Consider the following 22,330-nt stretch of genomic DNA (forward strand, 5'->3'; position numbering starts at 1 on the left):
TATGAACAGTGTTAAAAAAGCTGCTGAATATTTAATGTATAAAGGACCAACATTAAACGAATTAATTCTTGAAGCAGGGGGAAAAAATTTTGCATATACTGTGAAAAATATTGAAAATGATGTTGTCCTAGAAGTGAAATCAAACACCTCGTATGATTTAGAGATAATTGATAGGTATTGGTATAATTCTGACAATGAGCTTTACAAACAGACATTAACTATGAGGGATAAAGAAAAAGTTATTTTTGACAAATATCAAGAAGCAAAAATTTTATTAGAAGCAATTAAACCAAATGTTAGTTTGATTTCATAATTTAATTGTAAGATAAAGAAGGACTTATTATCCGGCTGTTACTTTTGGTTAACCTAAAAATATGGACATAAACTTCGTTTATATTCCATGGTTTTATATGTCGTTTATAATCTGTTTATTTTCGATTCGTTAATTTTCCTAGGTTTCAAATGCTAAATCACTTATGATTTTTCATTTTCCCATATAAGTTATATCATACATTGATAATAATTTGAACGGGAAATATTATTGAAGATAGAGATATATATTACTCAACTTTCGCACACTCAAATAGACATGTAACCCTTGATATAGTTAGTGCCACCCATTGCTGTACTTGATTTTTTATTAATTTTTGGATTGCTTTATTGGTATGTTGGATGGCATCATCAAGAATCTCGATTAATTGCTGTAAAGCGACAGCCCAATCCAATTCATCGATTTCATCACATAATTCATAAAAATAAGCCGCCTAACGTTCGATCGTCTGTGTTACAACGATTTTGCCAAGAAAGCACGATATACCTTGTAAATACAATGGTTGTGTGGCTGATAAGGGCATCGTAAGACCGGCTTTGGAATTCTTTTTGTAGATTCAAAAGCGATTTGGTTGTCTTAAAAAAGACTTCAATATCCCAGCGCATTCCATAGATACGAATGATTTCTTGATCACTAAGCGTGCAATCCGTACTTAAAACAGCGAGCCAATCGCTCTTTTTATTACGATTACGCACAAATACCACTTTGACAGGTATACCATTGGCTTGTGTTGTATGAATCTAACGAAGGATGCCTTTCTTGCCGGATGCCGGTTTCGCCAGACGATAAAGTTCTTTTAAGCTGACATGTTTCTCATCTATCAAATAACGTTGTTTTAGGTTTTTCACCATGCCGATTACATCAAGACCTTGTTCTTTGATGTCCTTGATAAGAGGCGGCTGTGTGAACCAGGAATCCATCAACACATAAGAAGCACCTATGCCGGCATTTAAAGCACGCTGAAGCATCCCTGGAATTTGTTCTGGTGCCGTTTGTAAAGCTTCTTGGCGGCGTTTATAACCAGAACTACGCTTGTCGATGTCTTTGGAAACACCGTTGATTTGATGCTTTTTCGAACTTATTAAAGAGAAGTCTACAGGCATAAAGGTTGCGCCATCGGACCATCCCAAAGTTAACATACGGAATCCTTTATAAAACCTCATCTTTTGAGAAGCATGATCAAAACACCGGGGTATAAGCTCTACTTTTTTGCTTCGGTTCCGATCATAAGAAGAATCATCGATGATAAACACTTTGGGACGATAATGACTCGTAAAAATAGAAACTTTTGCGACAACAGAAGATGCTAAGGCAAGCAAAAAACGCCGCCAATTAAAGGTAGATTTGTTTAAAAAACGATAAACCGTATCTTTCGCCGGAAGATCTGTAGATTTCTTACTATCCAGCATACGAAACCAATTTTTATGTTCAAAGATAAGACGAAAGATTAATTGAAAAATAAACGCACTGGAAAAGCCAAAAGATTTTGTGATACCAGCGTTACGCAAATGTTTTAAAACACCTAATTCTTTAAATACAGATTTTATTTCAGTAGGCAGTTGCTTATTTGGGTCATTATTCGCTATCATAGTAGGAGACACCTCTTCTGTTTTGGTAGTGATTCTAGTCAAATCAACTATACCAAACGGAAAGGTGTTTTTTCATGTTTAAAATCTTTGTCAAGGAACCTACTACAGTAGCTGCAAGTACTTGAGCTTATTCATTATATTAGGTTTTTCTAGGTGCGAAAGTTGAGTATATTAGAAACAAAAGAATAATTAGTATTGTATTCAACTAACATCCATCAATTTAGTTCAAATTGGTTCTAGTAACATCAATTTCAATCCTTTTTCATACAATTTCATCCATATAACATATCCCGAAGTTTAAACGGATTAGGTACCCTTAGAATTCATGAGTATATTTCTCAAAAGGTTAATAGTTTTTCAACATCTAAACCTCTGCAACCACTTATGGTGCAGAGGTTTACTTTGGATCTATGTCAAGAAATTGGACACTAGAAATGGTGAATTTTTTAAATTCGTACCGTGCTACGTTTGCATCCCTCTGTGTTAAAAGAAGGGGAAAGTTCGCCCCTTCCTTTAACACAGAGACTAATAACGTTCTTCTATGAAACTATCTTACATAGATACATTTTTTCATACGCAATTGGTGACATATATCCAATCGTTGAATGAATTCGTTTGTAATTATAAAATTGTAAGTTAGAATTACTCATCTGCATGCTCCTTTAAATAATTTTTGATCCTCTCTAATACCTTTTGTTTTTGGTAATAAACGGTTCCCCTGGCTATTTCTAATTCGTTCGCAATTTCAGTATCACTCATATCTAAGAAAAAAAAGAACAAAATAATGAGTTGATTACTCTGTTGTAAAGACTGAATAGCGTTCGAAATCAAAAAGTCTTTTACTTTGATGGTACGACCATGAAAGTAAAAGTGATAAACATCTGTTACATAGTTGTCATACATGCTTAATTGATTGAGTTTATTCTGAGTTAATGCAGATAGTACAATTAAATTTTTATTCTGCCTGCTTATTTCTCGATAAATATCTCGTACAGCATTTCTTAAAACCGTTTTACAAAATGAATCAAATTGGCGTTGGATTCTTCTTTCTTGCACAGGTTCGTTTGTTACCATCTTTATCACCTCCTTTCTGAGTGACCAGCATTCTTACTTTTTTGCATAACTAACACGATGTGAAAGGTGGTTTTGCCGAAAAAAGAGAGAAAAGAACTAAAAAAAGGCCAAAAAACTAGAAAGTTCTTTGATCTAGATAAAAAATATTAAAAATTAGATAGAGATACAGAAATTCAACAAAGAAGAAAACAACGGCTACATACAACCAACTGCTGCTTTTTGATTTCATCCTTATTGATAATTTGTTTTTTTACGATCTTCTTTTCAATATTTTGAAAAAGATGATATAAAATTGACCAATTGAAAATAACCTCTACATCATGTTTAAAGGTAAAAATAAAATTGTCAGGTGAAGATTATTCTCGTGTGATTAAGGACTGTAAAAAAAGTAATGAAATTTAAATCAAAAATATTGGTAGTTAAAAAAGGAAATATAAATAACACTTATTTAGAACTATAAGAAACAAAATATAACATAACTCATTCGGATAGTATTTTAATATTTTGTGTCTGTTGTTCTACAAACTCTCGATATAAAGCATGATGTTGTAATAGATCCTGATGGCTTCCACTACCAGTTATTTCACCTTTTTCAATAAAGATAATTTTATCCGCATCAAGAATTGTTGATAAACGATGAGCTATAATAAAAGTTGTGCGACCCGTCATTAATTGTAATAATGCTTCTTGGACTATCAGTTCTGATTGACTGTCTAGGCTTGCAGTTGCTTCATCCAACAGTAATATTTTAGGATCTCGGAGAAATGCACGTGCAATATTAATACGCTGTTTTTGACCCATGGATAAATTCATTCCACGTTCTCCCACTGTTGTGTCCAGTCCTTCAGGAAAATCTATAATAAATTGATCAGAGTAAGCCATTTGGATAACTTTCCATAATATTTCATCGGGCGTATTTTTCTTTCTACTTAAACCATATAATAGATTATCTCGAATAGTTCCTGTAATCATAGAATTTTCTTGAGAAACATATCCAATTTGACTGCGCCATGACTTTAAAGATATGTCTTTTATCGGGGTATTGCCTATCTTAATATCTCCAGAGTTTGGTTCATAGTAACGCTCCAGCAAACTAAATAAAGTCGTTTTTCCTCCACCGCTGGGACCAACAAATGCAATTTTTTCTCCAGGTTGTGCTGTAAATGAAATATCTTTTAAAACTGATCCATGTTTATGGTAGGAGAAGCAAATATTTAATACTCTAACTGGTTTATCAGATATATCTATCTCTATCTCGATTTGACTCATTTCTTGAGGTAGTTCCAGAATTTCAATAATACGACTTGTTGCAGCTGTTGCTTTTTGTAGTTGGGTGAAAAACATTGTAAATGTAGTAACTGGCATAATAATTTGAAAGAGATATAACAGGAAAGCGACTAATGAACCCGTTGACAGTGAACCATCCACAACTCTAACTCCACCATAACCAATAACTCCGACAATCACTGCTGTCATGACTAGATACATAATTGGGCTGATTAATGAGACAATCTGTGCCTCTTTTAAACCAAATTTAAGCATTTTATGAATGCCTGTTATTCCTTGCTTTTTTTCAACAGACTCAGCTGTTGAGGCTTTCATTAACCGTATCTCGCTAAGAGTTTGTTGAATATTACCTGTAAATATCGCTGTTTCATCTTGTAGTCCACGTGAAACCTCCTTCATTTTATTTCCTAGTGGGATCATAATAAAAACTGTTACCGGAACAGAAACCAACATTAATAAAGTCATTTTCCAATCCATTATTAAAAGTATACTTACTGCTCCAATAATAGATATAATTCCCGAAATAAATTGAGGAAAATGATGTGAAATTAAATCTTTAACTACTCCTGTATCATTTACAACACGACTTATAATTTCTCCTGTTGAGTTCTCATCGAAATAGCTTACCGGTAATCGAAGTACTTTTAACCATATAAATTCTCTTAATCGTGAAATTATTTTTTGCCCGATTGCAGTCAGCATATAAGTCGAGAATCCATCAATGATTCCTTGAAGTATAAAAGCCACTATAATCAAAATGATGAAACTCGTACTTATAGAATCCATAGAAAAATTATCTATCAATTCCTTTGTAAATAGTGGTATTAAAAGACCCACAAATATTGACGCAATACTACCGAGTAAACCTAATGTTAATGCTACCTTTGATATATTTGTTGATAGTAAGAGAGAAGTAAATGGTTTGATTCCATCTTTTTTATCCATTTTGCATTCTCCTGTTTATTTGAATTTATAAACTTAGCCTTGAATGGTTAATAATTTTATTAAATAAGAAGCATAAAGAATTAATTTTCTCAGAACTTTAATAATGATTGATTAAAAACTGTTATAGTAAATAATATGTATAAAAGAAGATTAAAGACTGTGGCAAGATAAACGCTATTCTATACAAGAGAGTTTATATTAAATAATTCTTATAGATTTTCTAGTTATTCATTAATATTAATCTTTTCACTATTTTTTTTATTCCAAAGATAATAATATTCGCCTTTTTGTCGTAATAATTCTTTATGAGTACCTTTTTCTACTATTTCTCCTTGACTTAAAACAACTATTAAATCCGCATTTTTAGTACTCTGAAGCCGATGGGTAATCATAATTCTTGTAATATCTAATTGATCGATATAGTCATCAATATGCTGCTCGGTTGCAGTATCAAGATTGCTAGTTATCTCATCTAAAATAACAACAGAAGGATTATGGACAATTGCTCTTGCAATAGCTAAGCGTTGGCGTTGGCCGCCAGATAACATTGATCCATTTTCTCCGATTATTGTATTATATCCCATTGGCATGTTTGCGATTTCCTCGTCTAATTTAACTTTTTTTGTAGCCCTTTCAATCGCTTGTTGTGGTATATCCTTAAATCCAGATATATTATTACGAATAGTATCATTAAAAAGGAAACTATCTTGCAAAACAGCACCTGTTTGTTTACGAAAATCAGTTAAATTTAAATCAATTAAATTTTTATCTCCAATCAATACTTCTCCGTTTGTTGGTTGATAAAGTCCCAATATTATTCGAGATAGAGTTGTTTTCCCACTCCCTGTACGTCCTACTAAAGCTACTTTGCTACCAGCATTAATATCTAGTGAAATATTTTTAATTATGTTGACCTTCTGATGAGTAAATGTTATATTTTTTAATTTTATATCTTGATTCGAAAGTTCAAAATCTAGTTGTTTGTGATTATAATTTTCTTGCTTCGTCTCCAAGACGTCTTTGGTTCTCTCAAAAATGTCATCCATCATTTGAAACTGTCTAATATTTGTAATAACAGATGAAACAGGTATTACTAAAAACAGCCCTAATACACCCAACCCTACTAAACTTCCTAAAGATAAATTTCCGTAAATCACCTCTCTTGACCCAACCCAAAGTAAAATTAGAGGAGTACAAAATCGAATTGTTATAACAATAGTTTCTATTACAGCATCCAAAAGATATCGTTTAGTAAACATACTAATTTGCCTATTATTATAATAAGACCATCTATCTACAATAGCTTGATCTAAACCATTAGATTTTATAAAAGGGATTGCCCTTAACGATTCCACTAAAAAACTTTGTGTTGCTGTTTGAGAAGATAAATCATTACGGATAAAATCCTTAGTTTTTGGAATAAGTATAACAACCAAAAAAAATTGAATAAAGGCTAACCCAATTGCTACAAATGCTAGTTTAATAGATATAGTTAACATTGCTATAAAGAATATAATGAGTGTAATAATATCGAGCAAAATAGTTATGCCGCTTTTTGCTAATATCTCACGAATCATTGTAATATTATTTATTCTCATTGTTATATCACCGGTTGTTCGGCTTTCAAAAAATTTTATTGGTAACTTTACCAAATGTTCCATAAAATCAGTAGATAGGTTTTTACTTAGTTTCGCTTGTAATTTTATCTCAAAATATTTACGTAAAAGTACAAAAATACTAAACATGAGGAAAGACGTTATTATACCTAATCCTAATAGGGACAACATACTTAAAGAATTATTATTTAAAATAGAATTATCAAGTATATATTTAATTAAAAAAGAAGTTAATAGAGTCACTCCTTGCGTGAAAATAGAAAAAATGAGGACAGCAGATATAAGAACCCAATTTTCGAAGATATAAGGTAAATAAAAACGCTTAGTTGAAAAAGAAGTCATATCAGTGTTCATATTAGTATTATTAAAAATCAAGATTACGCCACTATAATGAGATTCAAATTCTTGCCTTTTAAGCTTTAATTTTCCCTTATTAGGATCTAGAATTGTCACTTCATTATTTCTCACCTTCTCTAAAACTACAAAGTGTTGATTGTCCCAGAATAAAATACAGGGAAAACAATGTGATATGTCAGAATTAATATCTTTAGAATTTATTTGATAAACTTTACAATTCAAGCCATAGTATTCAGAAACCTTTTTTAAAGTAGTCACTGATACACCATTTCTCTGGGCATCACATTGCTCACTTATTTTATTTAACGAAACTGGACGATTATAGTAATTCAAGATCATTGTTAAACAAGCAGGACCACATTCATGTTGCCCCATTTGTCTAAACAAAGGCACTTTTTTCATAACAACACTCCTTAAAAAGTTGAGCCCTAAATTTAGGACCCAACTTATGCATTAAATGTTTAAGTCTAATGGAGATTGAAGCATTAACACCGATGGCACCTGAGTTGGTGAGAATATTTTTAGTAATCCCAGGCCAATTCCTGCATAACCCATCATTAAAGATGGTGATTCATTATTCTTTTCAAATCCAGTTAACCAGCCTCTTTTTTTAATATCCCATAAAATTTGATGTGATAATTGACTAGCTTTTATTTCTAAATCCCTATCTTTTAACTCTTTCGCACCATATGTTAAAATATCTAAATTCCCCAAATCTCCATGACACAGCGAGTGGTCGTGTTCAAAACCACTTTCTAATGTTTTTTCCATTGCAATTTTTGCATCATTTCTAATGTGCTCTTGCTGATTGTATGGTAAGAGTAATAATCGACTTAGCCCAATCCCTGCTGCACCATTACACCACGCAACAAAGTTCTCATGACGGAAACTTCCATCGTTAAGCTTAATGTCTGCCCAATTATTCCTTTCTGAAACGAAAAGGGTTTTTTCAAATTCTAAACCTTTATCAGCCACTTTTTTATAAACAGGGTCATTTGTTAATCTGTAAATTTCATATAGTGCCCATATAATTCCTGATGCACCATGAGCAAATCCTGATGCTGGTTGTGGGTTTGCTTCTACTTTCCAACCTACGCCAACTTCCATAACATGGAGATTATCAATCAATTGATCTCCACATTTTTTTATAAGAGAATAAATTCTTTTATTTTTATACCTTTTATAAAGATTACACAATACGATTGCAGTTCCTGCAGCCCCAGTTAAAATATCATTATTATTATCCTTTTCAATTAGGTTCTCAAGTTTATCAAGAGATGGATGAAGTGCATCTAAAATCAGTTGTTCATCATTCCATAGGAGAGAAAGGTGGTCTAATAAATAAAGATAAGAAGCAATACCTCCAAATGCACCAATATCTATTGAAGAAGGTATATTTTTTAAAACAGGAACAAGAGATTGCTTTGAAATCTCAGTAAAATACTCACTATTTGTATGATAGCCTAAATATGCAAAGAATAGCGATATACCACTCACCCCCTCATATAATGTGCTATTTGTTGGACTTATTTTAAATTGATCTTCACGCTTATTGTCAACAAATGATCCAATCCATGAAAGATCTTTTTTACCATCTTGTTCTCCCTCAACCGCTCTTTTTGCTAAATATTCCCCTATTTTAATAGCTTCTTGTAAAAAGTCATTAGGCTGGAAAGATTTCTTTATATTTTTATTTAAATATTTTTGTTTATGGTTGTCATCTTTAATAACTAAAATAGCTGTTCTTATAAAGCTAATTTGTTCATCACAATCAATTTTATTTAAATTGTTAATTTTTGTTTGTATTTCTTTTAATGCACATGTTTTAAAGTAATGATTTATTATATTATCTTTGGAATTCCAAAGATGTGTAGACTTAGGTTTACTATAAAAATATGGAATATCTCCTGAAAATAAATCATTTTTTTCGCTATGCACTACATGTTTTAAGTATGGATTTAATTTAGTGTCAAGCCATAGTTTACCAAGAATCATTTCACGATCCAAACCATCTCTCATAAAATCTGGATGCAAACTGATTCTAAGAAGATTCGCATAGCGAGAGGTACCTCTTAATATTTGCCTAACTGTTACGTCTTTAAATCTGTCTATACTTTCTAGAAGATCTTCTTTATGATTCATAAAATAACTGTAAGTTTCTTTAAACCCAACAATTATATCTTCTTCGTAATCAGCAGCATTTATTGGCTTTCCACGCATCATTGGTCTATGATGGCTGACTGGAATCGGATAATTTCTTTCCTCTATCCGAATAGTATCTTTATCTCTATCAACAATTACAGTCGTTTTGTGTGGAGAAACTTGTCCTTCTTGTGCTCCTAGGCCACTTAAGTCAATACCTTCTATCCCGTCCTTACTACCGATTTTTCGAGGCAATAATCCAATTCTTAATACAGATTGTTCAATCTTATCTTGTGCTTTACTAAATGCGCTTGAATCTGAATATCTAGAATTATTATGAAATAAAGATTCTAAATCTATTAATACAGGATACTCTCCTTGAGCAATTAAATTTTGGTGATGAAAATCCACAGCATTTAAGGCATATAAAATAGCTAAATAGCTTCCAATACGTCGATAGAATCCGTTTAATTCTTTGGTTTCTTGACATTCTTTGTGTTGAATAAATTCTGACCAACCATAGGAGCCTTTATTTATAGTACGAACTGTTTTTAATTTGTATTTTAGTCCTATACTGTTCAAATAATTGATAAAATCATTAAACTTTTCATCGACTTCTAGTGAACGTGGTTTATAAACAATTTTTGTGTTTTCTTTAAAAGTAAAAATAGCAACTGTTTTTCCTTCATTATGTGAGTCTGAAACATCGCTACCTGTATCAATTGATACAACAGTTCCTAATGGCTTACCTTCATTAAAGTTCGTTTCTAAGAGAGGTTTGTCTTTATAAAATCGACATAAAATATCATAAGTGTTCTGAATCCAGTATTTCGTTTTTATAGCAAGCAATCGAGATAAAACAAGATACTCTTCTCTTATGGATTGTAAATATTCTTCATCATTTAGCATAACTTCATTATAATAAGTTGCTCTTTCCTCTGAAGTTTTTCCTTTTAGTTGATTGGATACCCTTGCTACATTTAATTCTAATATCAGTGTTCTACTACTTATGGATGCTAGTGATTTAGCTAAATCGTCTAGCAATTCTTCTATAACTGATGAATTAAAATAATTTTGCTCCATATTATAAAAACTCATCTGTTTGTCATCTATCAACTTTTCCTCGAGCATTCCTTTAGCTGTTTGGAGAAATGGTTTAACAAAATTAAAAAATATTATATTTTGTCTAGGGTTTATTTTCACATCTTGAAAAGATTGTTCACTCACTGCTTCTATGATCTCTATCCATTCTTGATGATTACTATAATTCAGTAATTGAACATTTTTCGTAGAAAGTATGTCCTTTAACCCGTCCTCATCAATTTGATAAGTAGCTAATACTTCATTTAGACTAATACCTTCATCACTTTCTACTATTTTTTTCCATCTATCTAATCTTTTATAGGTGATACTTTCCCAATTCTTATTGAATGCGTGATTGATAACCCTTTCATTTAATGCTGCTGATTTATTCCATTTGTCAAATTGTTTAGGCTGAGTCTGCATGAATTTACACCTCTTTTATATAGTATTTACATACAACTTTATCAGAGCTTTTTATTTGTTGGAATAATCATACATGGATTTAAATGGTTTTTTAAAATTATATATTAAAGAAAATTAATATTTGATTTGCAACATTATTTCACAAAAAGTTTATTGTATAATTACTTAAGGTGTCGTACTTACTCACGTATCCAAATCCATAGAATCGGTAATTTGATAAAAATAAAGGAGAGATATTAATGGATTTTTCAATATTTAAAAATAAGAAACTATTAATTGGAATGTCAGGAGCGATTTCGGCAGCTGGTATTTCTTCATATCTTTTATACTTTAATAATTACTTTAAGGAAATTAGAGTAGTTATGACTCCTACGGCAGAAGAAATTATTCCAGCCAGTACTATTTCTTATTTTGGATATCAGGTTTACACAGAAAATGGAGATAAAGAAATAAAACACAATCACATGACAATTGGTCGTTGGGCTGATGCTTATTGTATTATTCCTGCTACAGCTAATATAGTTGGACAAATAGCCAATGGTTTAGCTATGAACTTACTTACTACTACTGTATTAGCTCACTCTCATAGTACTATTTTATTTCCAACAATGAATGAATCAATGTGGCAAAAAAATATCACATCTAGAAATATAGAACAAATTAGAAAAGACGGTCATATTGTTGTAGATCCCGTAGAAATATTAGCTTATGAAGTTTCAAGTGGTACTAGGAAGACAAACCGAGCTATGGTTTCACCTGACAAAGCCCTTATCAAGATTGGAGAAGTTATTCAAAAAAGAGAAGGAAATTTATAGTTTTTTCAAAAGAGTTGTTTAAAACTAATCTCATGACTAATGAGATGGTTAGTTTTAAACAACTTTTTTATCAGTAGATGAGTTATGTGATAATTATGAGTTGTATTTATGATTAGATGTTAATATTATTTTAAATTATGTAATCTCTCAACCATTCCATTAAACAATATTTAAAATTAGTAACTAAAAACCGAAATAGAAAACAGAATTTATTTATCTTACTTCAATAGGATTAACTGAGAATTAAGGGATTATGTATTAATTAAAACTAAAGCTATCCTAAGTGATATTTATTAATTCACTAATCACCTTCTTTATGAACTTAATATTTTGCTCAACTTTCAAAAGATAGAAATTCAATCAAATCAATCAAACTCTCTAAATCCACATCATATGTATCTTTTCTCCCTCGAAGATATAATTCAGATAACGAATTCATCAGATTCATTCTTTTTATCTGTACTATCCTGCTGATCCGTTATAATATATCCTTTTCCAAATTTGGTTTGAATAATTTTAGGGTATCCAGGATTCCTCTCCACTTTTTCTCTAAGTGCATTTATATATACATATAAACTTGCTCTACTAGTAAGGTCGGCATAACTTATTAATTCTTCAGATGAGACAGTATTATTAATATTTAAGTATAGTAAATAAAGTATTTTGAATTCCTGTATAGCTAAAGGTGTATATTCTCCATTTTTCCATATACAATGTTTACCAATATCAAAGAACGTTGAAGGAGCTATTTCAACAAAATTCTTTTTATCAATTGAAAATCCACTCATTAGTTCTATTACTGGAGAAGGATTAAAATGTTCTGAAATGTGCGTTTGTAAGGAATCTAAAATAATTAAAGGACATTTTACTTCCCCCATTATTTTTAAGATAAAGTCATTTGATACACAAGTATCAAGTATTACTGCTAGAAAATTAGCTTCATCTATTTTCTGCTTTAATTCTCCAAAATCATTAATCCTTATTATTTCTACTCCGTGAGGTGTTAGTATATGATTTGTAAAGCCGGTAAAATAGCCGTTTTCTGAATAAATGAGAATTTTTTTCTTCATATTTCTCCTCCTCACAATTAAAGCCGTATAAACTTCATTAGTTTTGCATATAATAAAAAAACAAAGACTGATTTTCCATAAAAGAAAAACAGCCTTTGTTAGAAAAATCAGCAAATACATTCAGAAGTTAGTGTACAAACACCGCCTCCGCCAGGTAGTGTCCAAGTACAAGCAGCTTCCATGTCTCCTGCCCCAACTACTTTATCCATTTGAGCTTCCTCTAACTCATTGAATGGATTTCCAGCTGGATTTTGAGTAGATGCATTCTCACGTGCAAGTGGATCTTTCCAAGAATTAATCATAGCTTCTTTACTCATTATAAGTCACCTCCTTATTTAGTATATTATTAATATACAGGCTTTTTACTCTGGAATGGAAGTGCTTACAGTATATATGAACTAATCTTAAAATCTTGTCCTTAAGGATTTTTAATATCCATTCACGTAAGTTTCATAACTGCTTCTCTTATGTTAAAATATTAAATTGTATCTCTTTTAGCAAAATTTCTTAAACCATAAAAAAGTAAGATTGAAAAAGTCACAATCAATAAAGTATAGAATAAAAGATATGATTGAATGGGTGATTCGTCTTCTGGAGACATTGCTAACATTGGCTGTGTCCATGGGTAAAATTGACCTAATGGCGTACTTGCTACAATAATCGCTGGTAGTGTAAAAACAATCGTAACTGCAAGTGGAATGCCAAAGGTTTTAGAACGGATTGATATAATCAATTGTAAAACCACCAAGGGCAGACATGCCAATATACCTCTAATCATATATCCCAATAATGTAAAAACCGGTAAATTTCCATCCATCCCGATTAAATATCCAAAACTAATAAATAATATCATTAGGATAAGCATAGTAATGACAATCATTTTGATAATAGTTAAAAATTTACCGAAAAATATATTTGAATGACTAATTGGTAATGCTAATAGTTGTTTCCACCCACCTCCAACATGTTCACTTCTGCAAATAAGCGCGGCATACACCCCAACCAATATGGGCAATACAAATGGCCCCATAAATAATGCAACTTGTGTCCATGCCTCAATCCAAGCATTATCCCCTGGATTCATAAATAAATCATAATTCTTAAAAAAGTTGATATAGGCTAGAAATACTCCTAATAATGGACCAATGATATAAATTAGCCACATTTTAGATCTTTTTAATTTTAATCGCTCAACATATAAAATATCCTTCAACATAATCCCTCCAGTTCTTATTTGACTTCTCGTTTAGCAAATTGAATTGATCCGAGAACCAATAAGATAATACCTAAACAGAAACTGATAACAAGATAGGCTGAAAGATCCTGATTATAGCCTAAACCTTCATATTGCAAAATAACTGTCGATGCTTGGCTAGGATAAGCTAAGGGGAACCATCTAGTCGTTTGAGCAGCTGCTAGAAAAAGACCCATCATGGAAGAAACTGCTCCAATCAGGATTGAAAATGCTTGATTTTTTACTGTCATGGATAACCAAAATTGTACTGACATGATTGGTAAAATAACTACCAACATACTATAACTATCCCCGATCAAATACTTCCAAGGAGTGCGCCCTTCAAAACCCAACATGTTTCCTAGCAAAAACATACCAAGCATAAAAATAGTGGTTGAAAAGAAAAGGCTAATGAAAAGCCAACTAAACTTACTTAAGTAAACTCTCACTCGTGATATTGGTAGCGACAAAGTCTGTTTCCATCCATTCGCTTGATGTTCAACATTTGCTATAATGGATGCCGCAAGTGTTGCAGCTAAAGGAAAGCCCAGTCCGAATAATAAACTGTTATCATACAATAAATAGGTCCACATTGAATCAGCTTGGAACATTTCAGCCTGCTTTTCTACAAAATCCCCTCGATAAGTGAGATTTACTAGTTCATAAGCTAAGATAAGAAATGGAACCAATAAAATAATAATTGGCAATGAGGAACGTTTCAATTTAATTTTATCGGCCTTTAGTAAATGTTTCATAGGCTACCCTCAGTACCTGTTAATTCTAAAAAGATATCTTCCAGTGACTTTGTAACTTCTTCCAGACGATAAACCGATATCCCTGATTGTACAAGTGTTGCATTGATTTCAGATACAAATTCAGGTTTTGTTTCTTCCAACCATAAATAATCATTTTTCCATTGGGAACTTATTCCTTTTCCTTTTAATATAGAATGTGATTCCCTGCCATCGCTGACACCAACTTTTAATATTGGCTTACGTTTATGCCTTAAGCGATCAATGGAATCTTGAAAAATCATTTTACCGTTATTGATAATCCCTACTTCAGTTGCCATTTGATCTATTTCGCTTAATAGGTGGCTGGATACAAGAACGCTCATACCAGATTCAGGTAATTGTTTAATTAGTTCGCGTATTTCTTGTATTCCAGACGGATCTAAACCATTAGTTGGCTCATCTAAAATTAATAAGTCTGGCTCACTGAGTAGTGCGGAAGCAATACCAAGTCGCTGTTTCATTCCAAGAGAATACTCTTTTGTTAATCGATTTGCTACTTTGGTTAACCGGACAATTTCCAGGACTTCATGCACTCGTTTTTCAGGTATATTACGCAATCGACGAACTGCTTCTAGATTTTCACGCCCCGTTAAATTACCATAATAAGTTGGTGACTCTACCAAAGAGCCAATTCGCTGTAATATTTGAATGCGGTTTTTATTGAGATTTTGATTAAAAATTTTAATATTACCTTTTGTTGGCTTAATTAACCCCAATAGCATTCGTATGGTTGTCGTTTTTCCAGCACCATTCGGACCTAAAAAACCATAGATTTGACCACGCTCAATACTCATGTTTATTCCGTCTACAGAAATATTTTTCTTAAACTTTTTTGTTAGATTGTCAGTGACAATAATTTGATCATTCATTCTTTTCTCACCTCTCTTACTAATATCATAATCGAAATTTCCTAAACGCTAACATAACTCTTTCTTAACATCTCCTTAACAAGCATATAGTCTTTTACAAAGCCATTAATTGTCGTGTAAAATAGTAGAACAATGGAAAAGGAGGATATAATTTTGCAAATTCAAACAGAAGACTACTCCATTCTAATTATTGATGATGACCCCTACATTTTAGATTTATTAACAACAGTCTTTGAAAAAGAAGGTTTTCAACATATCTTTAAAGCAAGCACAGGAGAGGAAGCGAAGTTTCAAACGACTAAAAATAACCCGGATATTCTTCTATTGGATGTTATGTTGCCTGACACGGATGGATTCACTCTTTGCAGCCAACTTCGTTCATACACATCAGTTCCTATATTATTTTTGACGGCTAAATCAACGGATTTAGACAAACTACAAGGATTTAGCATTGGTGGAGACGATTATATTACAAAGCCTTTTAACCCTCTAGAAGTTGTTGCACGAGTAAAAGCTCAATTAAAACGTTCCAACCAATTAGAATCAAACCAGTTAACGAAAACAGTATACGATTACGGCTTTTTTAAAATTGATTCAAATAAAGGGAAATTAACCGTTAAAGGAAGACAAGTAGAATGTCCTCTGTTAGAACTGAAATTATTACATTACTTTTGTGAACACCCTAATCAAGTTTTAAGTAAACATCAAATTTATCGTGATGTATGGGGTGAGTATTATGGAGGCGATAACACTGTAATGGTTCATGTGCACCGTTTGCGTGAAAAATTGGAAGAAAATCCAAGTAATCCCCTATTGATTAAAACTGTTAGAGGACTAGGTTATATATTTGAATTGGATACAACAAAGGAATCATCATGAAACTAAAAAATAGAGTAGCATTTTATTTCGTATCACGACTCTTCTGGTTAATTGTTATTTGGGGTCTATTAATTGGGGTAAGTATTATTCTTTTTAGTTTTTTTCTCAGGCACGATCAAACAGAGACATCGGAATTATCAATTGAAGCAATAGCAAAAGATACGGTAATTCAAAACCAGAGAATTGATATTAATTATTCCGTAAAAGAGGATCTGCAAAACAATGATATGTGGCTACAGGTATTAGATGAAAATGGGAATGAAACTTTTTCATTTAATAAACCAAGAGAAGTTCAAGCACACTATAGTCCTGGGGAATTAGTATCTGATTATATTTATCCAGCAAATAATGGGTATCAGTTATCAACATGGTTTGAGACTATTAACGGACAAGAAGTGACATGGGTAACGGGAAAGCCTCTAACAAATAACAATCCATTTTTTTATTGGGCAAATAATTTGTGGATTCTTTCCATCATTGTAATTGGTATTTTTATTGCTTTATTTTTTGGGAAACAGCTAGGAGCTCCTTTATTATTCGTAATGTCTTGGATTGAAAATTTATCAAAAGGAAATTATGAAGAACCATCTTATCACTTAAAGTTACATTCAAAAAAACGTAATCAAAATAGAGGAAAACACAAAGTTTACCAAGAATTATTGTTGGCGCTTTCTAAGCTCACAACGAATTTAAAACAGAGTCAAGCGGAAAGAGAACGATTAGAAAAGACAAGAGAGGAGTGGTTGGCAGGAGTCTCCCATGACTTAAAGACACCATTATCAACTATCAAGGGGTATACAATGCTTATAGCTTCGGGTGAATACAATTGGGAAAAGAATGAAGTACGTAACTTTGCCGAAACAATGGAAGAACGAGTCGCATATATGGAACAATTGATTGAAGATTTTAGTTTAACCTTTCAATTAAAAAATGGTGCTATTCCTATAAAATTTGAACAAAATAATCTAGGAAATTTTATAAAAGATATTCTAGAACATATGAAGAAATTTCCCGAAGCAAGTAGTCAAATTTTTTCTTTTGATACTAATAAGGAACAAATATTATCTGACATAGATACTAAATTATTAAAAAGAGCCTTCGAAAACTTAATTGCAAATTGTATAAAGCATAATCCGCCAAAAACTAAAATCAAAATCGTACTATATGAAGAAACTGAAAAGATTCATATTACTATACAAGATGATGGTATTGGGATGAATCAAGAAACCGTTAATCAATTATTTAATCAGTATTTCCGCGGAACAGATTCTTCTTCTAATAATTCTGGAACTGGTTTAGGAATGGCAATTGCAAAGCAAATTATTTTAGCTCACGATGGAGATATAGTAGTAAAGAGTAAGATGCACATTGGAACCCAATTTCATATTATATTACCACGTAGACTACAAGAATAGCTGTTTGGATTAAGCAAACAATTTATCTTTTTAGATTAAAATTTTATACTTAATTCATATTTATAATAAGTTGAAAAGAAGGTGTTTCAATGGTTGTCTGTAAGAGTTGTGGGAAACAAAGGGGTTTATTCAAAACTTATAAATAGTTTTTGCTAATGATGGGCTAGAATGTTAAAACTGCGATAAGAAACAATAGAGAAATGATTCCTCACAATAGTAAAGCAGCACGAATTCAAGATTAGTTAGTAAGAATACGTGCTGTATAGCCGATAAAGGAATAGACTCTGTTGGGTCGTACTGAGAAGATATTCAAGGCATGTAGGAGTATTAGTGAGGCAGTTTCAAGAAAACATGATTTCTTTCATTTCTATCTTCAAAATAACAGTTAGATTAAAGTTGATCCTTACATTTCATGCCATTGGCATTTATAGTAAAACAGTTCGTACGGCTCCATGTCAAGGCATTTTGCGTAGGATGTAGACAAGGAGTATTCTGTATTTTTAATTGCCGGTTCACTGCATCAAGTAAGGAATCTTAAGCTACTTTTTAAAATTGGAAATCGTGTTGGCACTGTGTGGTAAATTCTTTGGCGAACGATGGTAAATAACATGGAAAGGGCGGTAAAATCCAGTGGCCGTAATCATCATATTCGCCATTTAATCCGATTTGTTCTTTCACATTCTCTATATCTATTGGCGGTTTAAACCAAGCCCCGACCAGTTCACCTTCATTATACTTTCCGAGATTTGCTATATAGACTTGCATTTCCACAGTGATCACTTCCTTTTATTAAAAATAGACGTAAAAAAACAGTAAATTTAAGAAATTTACTGTTTTTAAATACTTTAATTGTTTTTATTAATCAGGTGGATAATAGTCAATTCGTTTTTTAGGTTCAGCAGTCCATCGAGAACTGATATTATTTTTCTTACAAAACTGGTAGGTCTTTTCACCTAAAAACTCTCGTGTTTTTTCAAAATTTTTCGCCGAATGAGGGCTATCTGGGCTGTAAGTCCGCCAGCCGCAAAAATAAATCTTATCGGGTTCAGGAACATATTTAGCTTTATACCAGGCAATTTCATGAGGTTCAATATTACTTTTACTATATTGAGTGGGTAACTGTTTAGCAACATGTTTTAAAAACTTAAATGAAGTAAATGTTTCTTTACCCGGCTTTAAATTGAGTATCTCACATAACTTATAAAAATCTTGTTTAGATAAATTTGAAAGTTTATAGCCTTTTTCTAAATACAGAATAAAGCTAAAGTTTCTATCAATTATGCCAAAAAGTAATTCATATGGTTTTCGATCGATAAAGATTATAACTTCAAATTCAACATTGTTGTATGTGAATTTGAATTTATCCATCTTTGCATTATTTTCACCCATGTCAGATAACAAAGGCTTAATTTCTGGTAGTTTAAACTTAAATGTCAATTATATTCCCCCTCATATCTTCATAATATAAGAGTAATTATATCAGTTTAAAGAGTTTAATAAAAATTTGCGCATACTATAATGTTCTGATTAATTAAGTGCCACATTACTACCGCGCTATCGCTTGCTAGACCCACCTTTGATAAAAGTACGGGTAATATTAAGCCCCCTATGATTCTGTTTAACTCATGTTAAATCCTTTATAAATGGACTCAAGCAAGATTTTCACGCAGTTAAATTAAGTGTTCAAGAGGACTGGAATAACGGGATTACGGAAGGCCACGTAAACCGTTTGAAAATGCTTAAACGAATAATGTACGGTAGAGCCAGTTTTTCTGTCCTAAAAAACAGGGTCTTATATCAATTTTAAAAAATGATAGATTATTGTTGTTTAAATTCAACAGATACTTTCTCACCAAAAGAGCGTAAGAACCACTATAATAGACCATTTCTGCTAGATAAGAATGGACACTTTTAGGGGGGAGTAATTGCCTTGTATAGGTGTTGCCCCGGGAGGGGCAGCACCTATACAAGGCGTCGCGTCAATCTGCTCCCCTCGAATATAAAAATTCACCTCATTACGATATAGTCAAATTTGTTGAATATCGGTAATGGGGGAAAGAGAAAAGGTGGAAATTCTAGAAATGTATATGAAAATTAAACAAATGAAAGAACAAGGGTTTAAGATACGACGAATTGCCCGAACTCTGGGGATCTCCAGAACAACTGTTTATAAATATTTAGAGAAATCACCGGAGGAAATTGCGGAATGGATGGCATCCATAAAGGTACGAACCAAAAAACTAGATCCATACGAAATACTTATCCATACATGGCTTAGTGAACATCCAGACCTTTCGGCCTCTCAAATTCATGACTGGTTAAGGGAAAGATATCCAGATTTAGTTGTTGGGGGCAGCACAGTAAGGAGTTATGTTAAAGAGCTTCGTAATAAATATGGAATTCCTAAAACAGAGCCAAAACGTATCTATCAGGCAATAGCAGACCCGCCAATGGGGCAACAGGCTCAAGTAGATTTTGGAGAAACCAAACAGAAAACATCTCAAGGAAAGGAAATTAAACTTTATTTTATCAGTTTCGTACTCTCTCATTCTAGATATAAATATGTGGAATGGCTGGACAGACCTTTTACTACAAGAGATGTCATTCAAGCACATGAGCATGCATTTCAGTATTATGGCGGTATTCCCTATGAGCTTGCCTATGACCAGGATTCTTTACTTGTCGTGAGTGAGAATGCAGGAGATTTGATACTGACAAGTGAATTCCAGACTTATCGTGATGAGCGAAAACTTCAACTTTTTGTTTGTAGAAGAGCTGACCCAAAAAGTAAGGGGAGAATTGAGAATGTCGTTGGATTTGTGAAGAAAAATTTCGCTGAGAATCGAGTATTTCAACATATAGACAAATGGAATGAGGATTGTTTGTCATGGCTAGATAGAACAGGAAATGGGAACGTTCATAATACAACAAAAAAAGACCGGCTGATGTGTTCGCGTTGGAAAGGCAACACCTCAGACCGATCATTAAAGAGTTTCTTATAAGAAATATTGATTCAAGTATAACAAGAACCGTTCGAAAGGACAATACAATTGTGTATCAGTCCAATCGTTACTCCGTTCCTCTGGGCACTTATGAAAAAAATAAAGAGGTTTTTATTGAGGTAACAGATGAAAAGCGAGTTATACGAGAAGAAACAAATGGAGATGTCATTGCCAACCATCCGATTTCTATGGAAAAAGGCAAACTTATTCAGGATACGCAACATGTACGAGATCGTTCAAAAGGTATATCGGCCTTTATTGCGCTTGTTTCCGAAGAATTTGATAACAAGGCAATAGCCGCCGATTTCCTGGAGAAAATCCATCAAAATTACCCACGTTATATAAGGGATTAGTTAGGTATAATTTTAAAAATATCGAAAAAGACGGATCGAACGATCCGAAACGAGGCATTATCTGAATGCATGAGACGCGGGTTATACAGCGCAACAGAATTTACTGATGTGGTAGCATTCATTCAGCGTCAGCGACAATCTAACTCCGCACAAAAGGATGTCAATGAGGAAATCAAGATGTTGCATAGCGTTGATCCAGAATTAATGAACACACAGACCGAATCACGCGAATTAGATCGCTACCTAGATGTGTTAAAAGAGGGTGTGACAGGATGAAAAAATCGCTTGATCAATTACAACAGCAATTATGTTCCCTACGGTTATCAGAGACGGCAAAACACTTCTCTGATTCAACAAGCCGAATCAGAAGATTGGACGTATCAGACTTTTTTACACCAGTTAACAGCCTATGAACAGAAACGCCGGGAGGAAAAACAAATTGAAAAACGCTTGAAATGGGCTGCTTTTCCTTTCTATAAAACAATTGATACATTTGAAATAAACGAGCAGCAATCTCTAAGCAAGAAACAGCTACAAAATTCCAAGCACGAGATTTTCTCGTTCCACTGCATCTTGATAGACTTGTTCTTGTATTTCTTCACTTTTTTCATGAAGATTTCTCTTGGAAATGCGTTCTATGGTGGAATAGGGAACTTGTTCTTCCATGGATGTATACGTAACTGTGGCTCCATAAGTTTGACGTGCAAGATGGGTGGAAAATGCTTTCGTATACCGCTTTTTGGGCTCCACAAAAGAATATTCCCAGGTAAAAGTTGAATAACAATCATTGCAGGCTAAACAAATTGCAGGGATACGTAAGTCAACAGATTTTTCAAAAGCAGCTAGATGACGGATATCCCGTTTATAAGGAATCCCATTTCGTTTAACAAATGTGGAATGGCAATACGGACAATCCTGCGTATGATTGACTGGCGTTAGTTCAATAATGGCATGGTCTTCTTCTATCTCAATGTTTACAATTTTTATTTCTGGTAAATCTAAGAGTTCATTGATATACTGATAGGGCATCTGTCTTAGCTCGTTTTCTTTCG

The 22,330-nt window shown here is 32.7% G+C and carries 15 protein-coding genes and 5 pseudogenes; 7 read left to right on the forward strand and 13 right to left on the reverse strand.

The genetic code is table 11. From position 1 onward, the window contains the following. Position 1: 1 nt before the first annotated feature. Complete coding sequence (locus KI343_RS07705) at positions 2 to 313, forward strand: hypothetical protein (RefSeq protein WP_212925841.1); 312 nt, start codon at positions 2 to 4, stop codon at positions 311 to 313. 266 nt (positions 314 to 579) lie between these two features. On the opposite strand, the pseudogene KI343_RS07710 reads toward KI343_RS07705, so the two are convergent. From KI343_RS07710 to KI343_RS07730, 5 genes and pseudogenes are all read right to left on the reverse strand, one after another. Then, positions 580 to 1,920 (reverse strand): annotated as a pseudogene (locus tag KI343_RS07710) (IS4 family transposase). 642 nt (positions 1,921 to 2,562) lie between these two features. Beyond that, positions 2,563 to 2,994 (reverse strand): sigma-70 RNA polymerase sigma factor region 4 domain-containing protein, encoded by a 432-nt coding sequence (locus KI343_RS07715; RefSeq protein WP_212925842.1) that lies wholly within the window; start codon positions 2,992 to 2,994, stop codon positions 2,563 to 2,565. Between the two features lie 480 nt (positions 2,995 to 3,474). Beyond that, the gene (locus tag KI343_RS07720; protein ID WP_212925843.1) at positions 3,475 to 5,226 is read right to left on the reverse strand and encodes an ABC transporter ATP-binding protein; all 1,752 of its coding nucleotides are present in this window, start codon (positions 5,224 to 5,226) and stop codon (positions 3,475 to 3,477) included. Positions 5,227 to 5,450: 224 nt separating this feature from the next. After that, entirely contained in the window at positions 5,451 to 7,601 is a 2,151-nt protein-coding gene (locus tag KI343_RS07725; protein WP_212925844.1) for a peptidase domain-containing ABC transporter, read from the reverse strand. Between the two features lie 51 nt (positions 7,602 to 7,652). Beyond that, positions 7,653 to 10,847, reverse strand: coding sequence for a type 2 lanthipeptide synthetase LanM family protein (locus KI343_RS07730; RefSeq protein ID WP_212925845.1), 3,195 nt, complete (start codon positions 10,845 to 10,847; stop codon positions 7,653 to 7,655). 239 nt (positions 10,848 to 11,086) lie between these two features. Between KI343_RS07730 and KI343_RS07735 the strand changes: the two genes are divergently transcribed. Continuing rightward, complete coding sequence (locus KI343_RS07735) at positions 11,087 to 11,662, forward strand: flavoprotein (protein WP_212925846.1); 576 nt, start codon at positions 11,087 to 11,089, stop codon at positions 11,660 to 11,662. 422 nt (positions 11,663 to 12,084) lie between these two features. Here the strand turns inward: KI343_RS07735 and KI343_RS07740 are convergent, their stop codons facing one another. The 5 genes from KI343_RS07740 to KI343_RS07760 all read right to left on the reverse strand — a co-directional run bounded on the left by KI343_RS07740 (position 12,085) and on the right by KI343_RS07760 (position 15,629). After that, positions 12,085 to 12,732, reverse strand: a complete 648-nt coding sequence (locus KI343_RS07740; RefSeq protein ID WP_212925847.1) for a winged helix-turn-helix domain-containing protein — start codon at positions 12,730 to 12,732, stop codon at positions 12,085 to 12,087. Between the two features lie 107 nt (positions 12,733 to 12,839). Continuing rightward, a complete protein-coding gene (locus KI343_RS07745; protein WP_212925848.1) occupies positions 12,840 to 13,049 on the reverse strand; it encodes a plantaricin C family lantibiotic in 210 nt (69 codons plus the stop codon). A 161-nt stretch (positions 13,050 to 13,210) separates the two neighbouring features. Next, positions 13,211 to 13,948: an ABC transporter permease gene (locus tag KI343_RS07750; RefSeq protein ID WP_244856818.1), complete on the reverse strand. Its 738-nt coding sequence runs from the start codon at positions 13,946 to 13,948 to the stop codon at positions 13,211 to 13,213. Between the two features lie 14 nt (positions 13,949 to 13,962). Next, entirely contained in the window at positions 13,963 to 14,721 is a 759-nt protein-coding gene (locus KI343_RS07755; protein WP_212925850.1) for an ABC transporter permease, read from the reverse strand. Beyond that, on the reverse strand, positions 14,718 to 15,629 hold the full coding sequence (locus tag KI343_RS07760) for an ABC transporter ATP-binding protein (protein WP_212925851.1): 912 nt from the start codon (positions 15,627 to 15,629) through the stop codon (positions 14,718 to 14,720). The genes KI343_RS07755 and KI343_RS07760 overlap by 4 nt, the downstream gene beginning before the upstream one ends. A gap of 159 nt (positions 15,630 to 15,788) precedes the next feature. Between KI343_RS07760 and KI343_RS07765 the strand changes: the two genes are divergently transcribed. Both KI343_RS07765 and KI343_RS07770 read left to right on the forward strand, forming a co-directional pair. Beyond that, positions 15,789 to 16,508: a response regulator transcription factor gene (locus tag KI343_RS07765; protein ID WP_244856851.1), complete on the forward strand. Its 720-nt coding sequence runs from the start codon at positions 15,789 to 15,791 to the stop codon at positions 16,506 to 16,508. After that, positions 16,505 to 17,923, forward strand: coding sequence for a sensor histidine kinase (locus tag KI343_RS07770; protein ID WP_212925853.1), 1,419 nt, complete (start codon positions 16,505 to 16,507; stop codon positions 17,921 to 17,923). Before KI343_RS07765 ends, KI343_RS07770 begins: the two co-directional genes overlap by 4 nt. A gap of 636 nt (positions 17,924 to 18,559) precedes the next feature. Here the strand turns inward: KI343_RS07770 and KI343_RS07775 are convergent. Together KI343_RS07775 and KI343_RS07780 are read right to left on the reverse strand one after the other, a co-directional pair. Then, positions 18,560 to 18,694 (reverse strand): annotated as a pseudogene (locus KI343_RS07775) (antirestriction protein ArdA); the annotation flags it as partial. 87 nt (positions 18,695 to 18,781) lie between these two features. Then, positions 18,782 to 19,360 carry a DUF6037 family protein gene (locus tag KI343_RS07780; protein WP_212925854.1) on the reverse strand — a complete coding sequence of 193 codons (579 nt, stop codon included), beginning with the start codon at positions 19,358 to 19,360 and terminating at the stop codon, positions 18,782 to 18,784. A gap of 196 nt (positions 19,361 to 19,556) precedes the next feature. On the opposite strand from KI343_RS07780, the pseudogene KI343_RS20560 reads away from it, so the two are divergent. The 3 pseudogenes from KI343_RS20560 to KI343_RS20085 all read left to right on the forward strand — a co-directional run. Continuing rightward, positions 19,557 to 19,730, forward strand: a pseudogene (locus KI343_RS20560) (ISL3-like element ISMdi2 family transposase); the annotation flags it as partial. A 241-nt stretch (positions 19,731 to 19,971) separates the two neighbouring features. Next, positions 19,972 to 21,554, forward strand: a pseudogene (gene istA / locus KI343_RS20565) (IS21 family transposase). Between the two features lie 9 nt (positions 21,555 to 21,563). Then, positions 21,564 to 21,758 (forward strand): annotated as a pseudogene (locus KI343_RS20085) (hypothetical protein); the annotation flags it as partial. A 51-nt stretch (positions 21,759 to 21,809) separates the two neighbouring features. On the opposite strand, the gene KI343_RS07795 reads toward KI343_RS20085, so the two are convergent. Next, the gene (locus KI343_RS07795) at positions 21,810 to 22,307 is read right to left on the reverse strand and encodes a transposase (RefSeq protein ID WP_212925855.1); all 498 of its coding nucleotides are present in this window, start codon (positions 22,305 to 22,307) and stop codon (positions 21,810 to 21,812) included. Positions 22,308 to 22,330 lie beyond the last annotated feature (23 nt).

It is taken from the genome of Oceanobacillus sp. J11TS1 (genome assembly GCF_018333215.1).
In the GTDB taxonomy this organism is placed as follows: domain Bacteria; phylum Bacillota; class Bacilli; order Bacillales; family Amphibacillaceae; genus Oceanobacillus.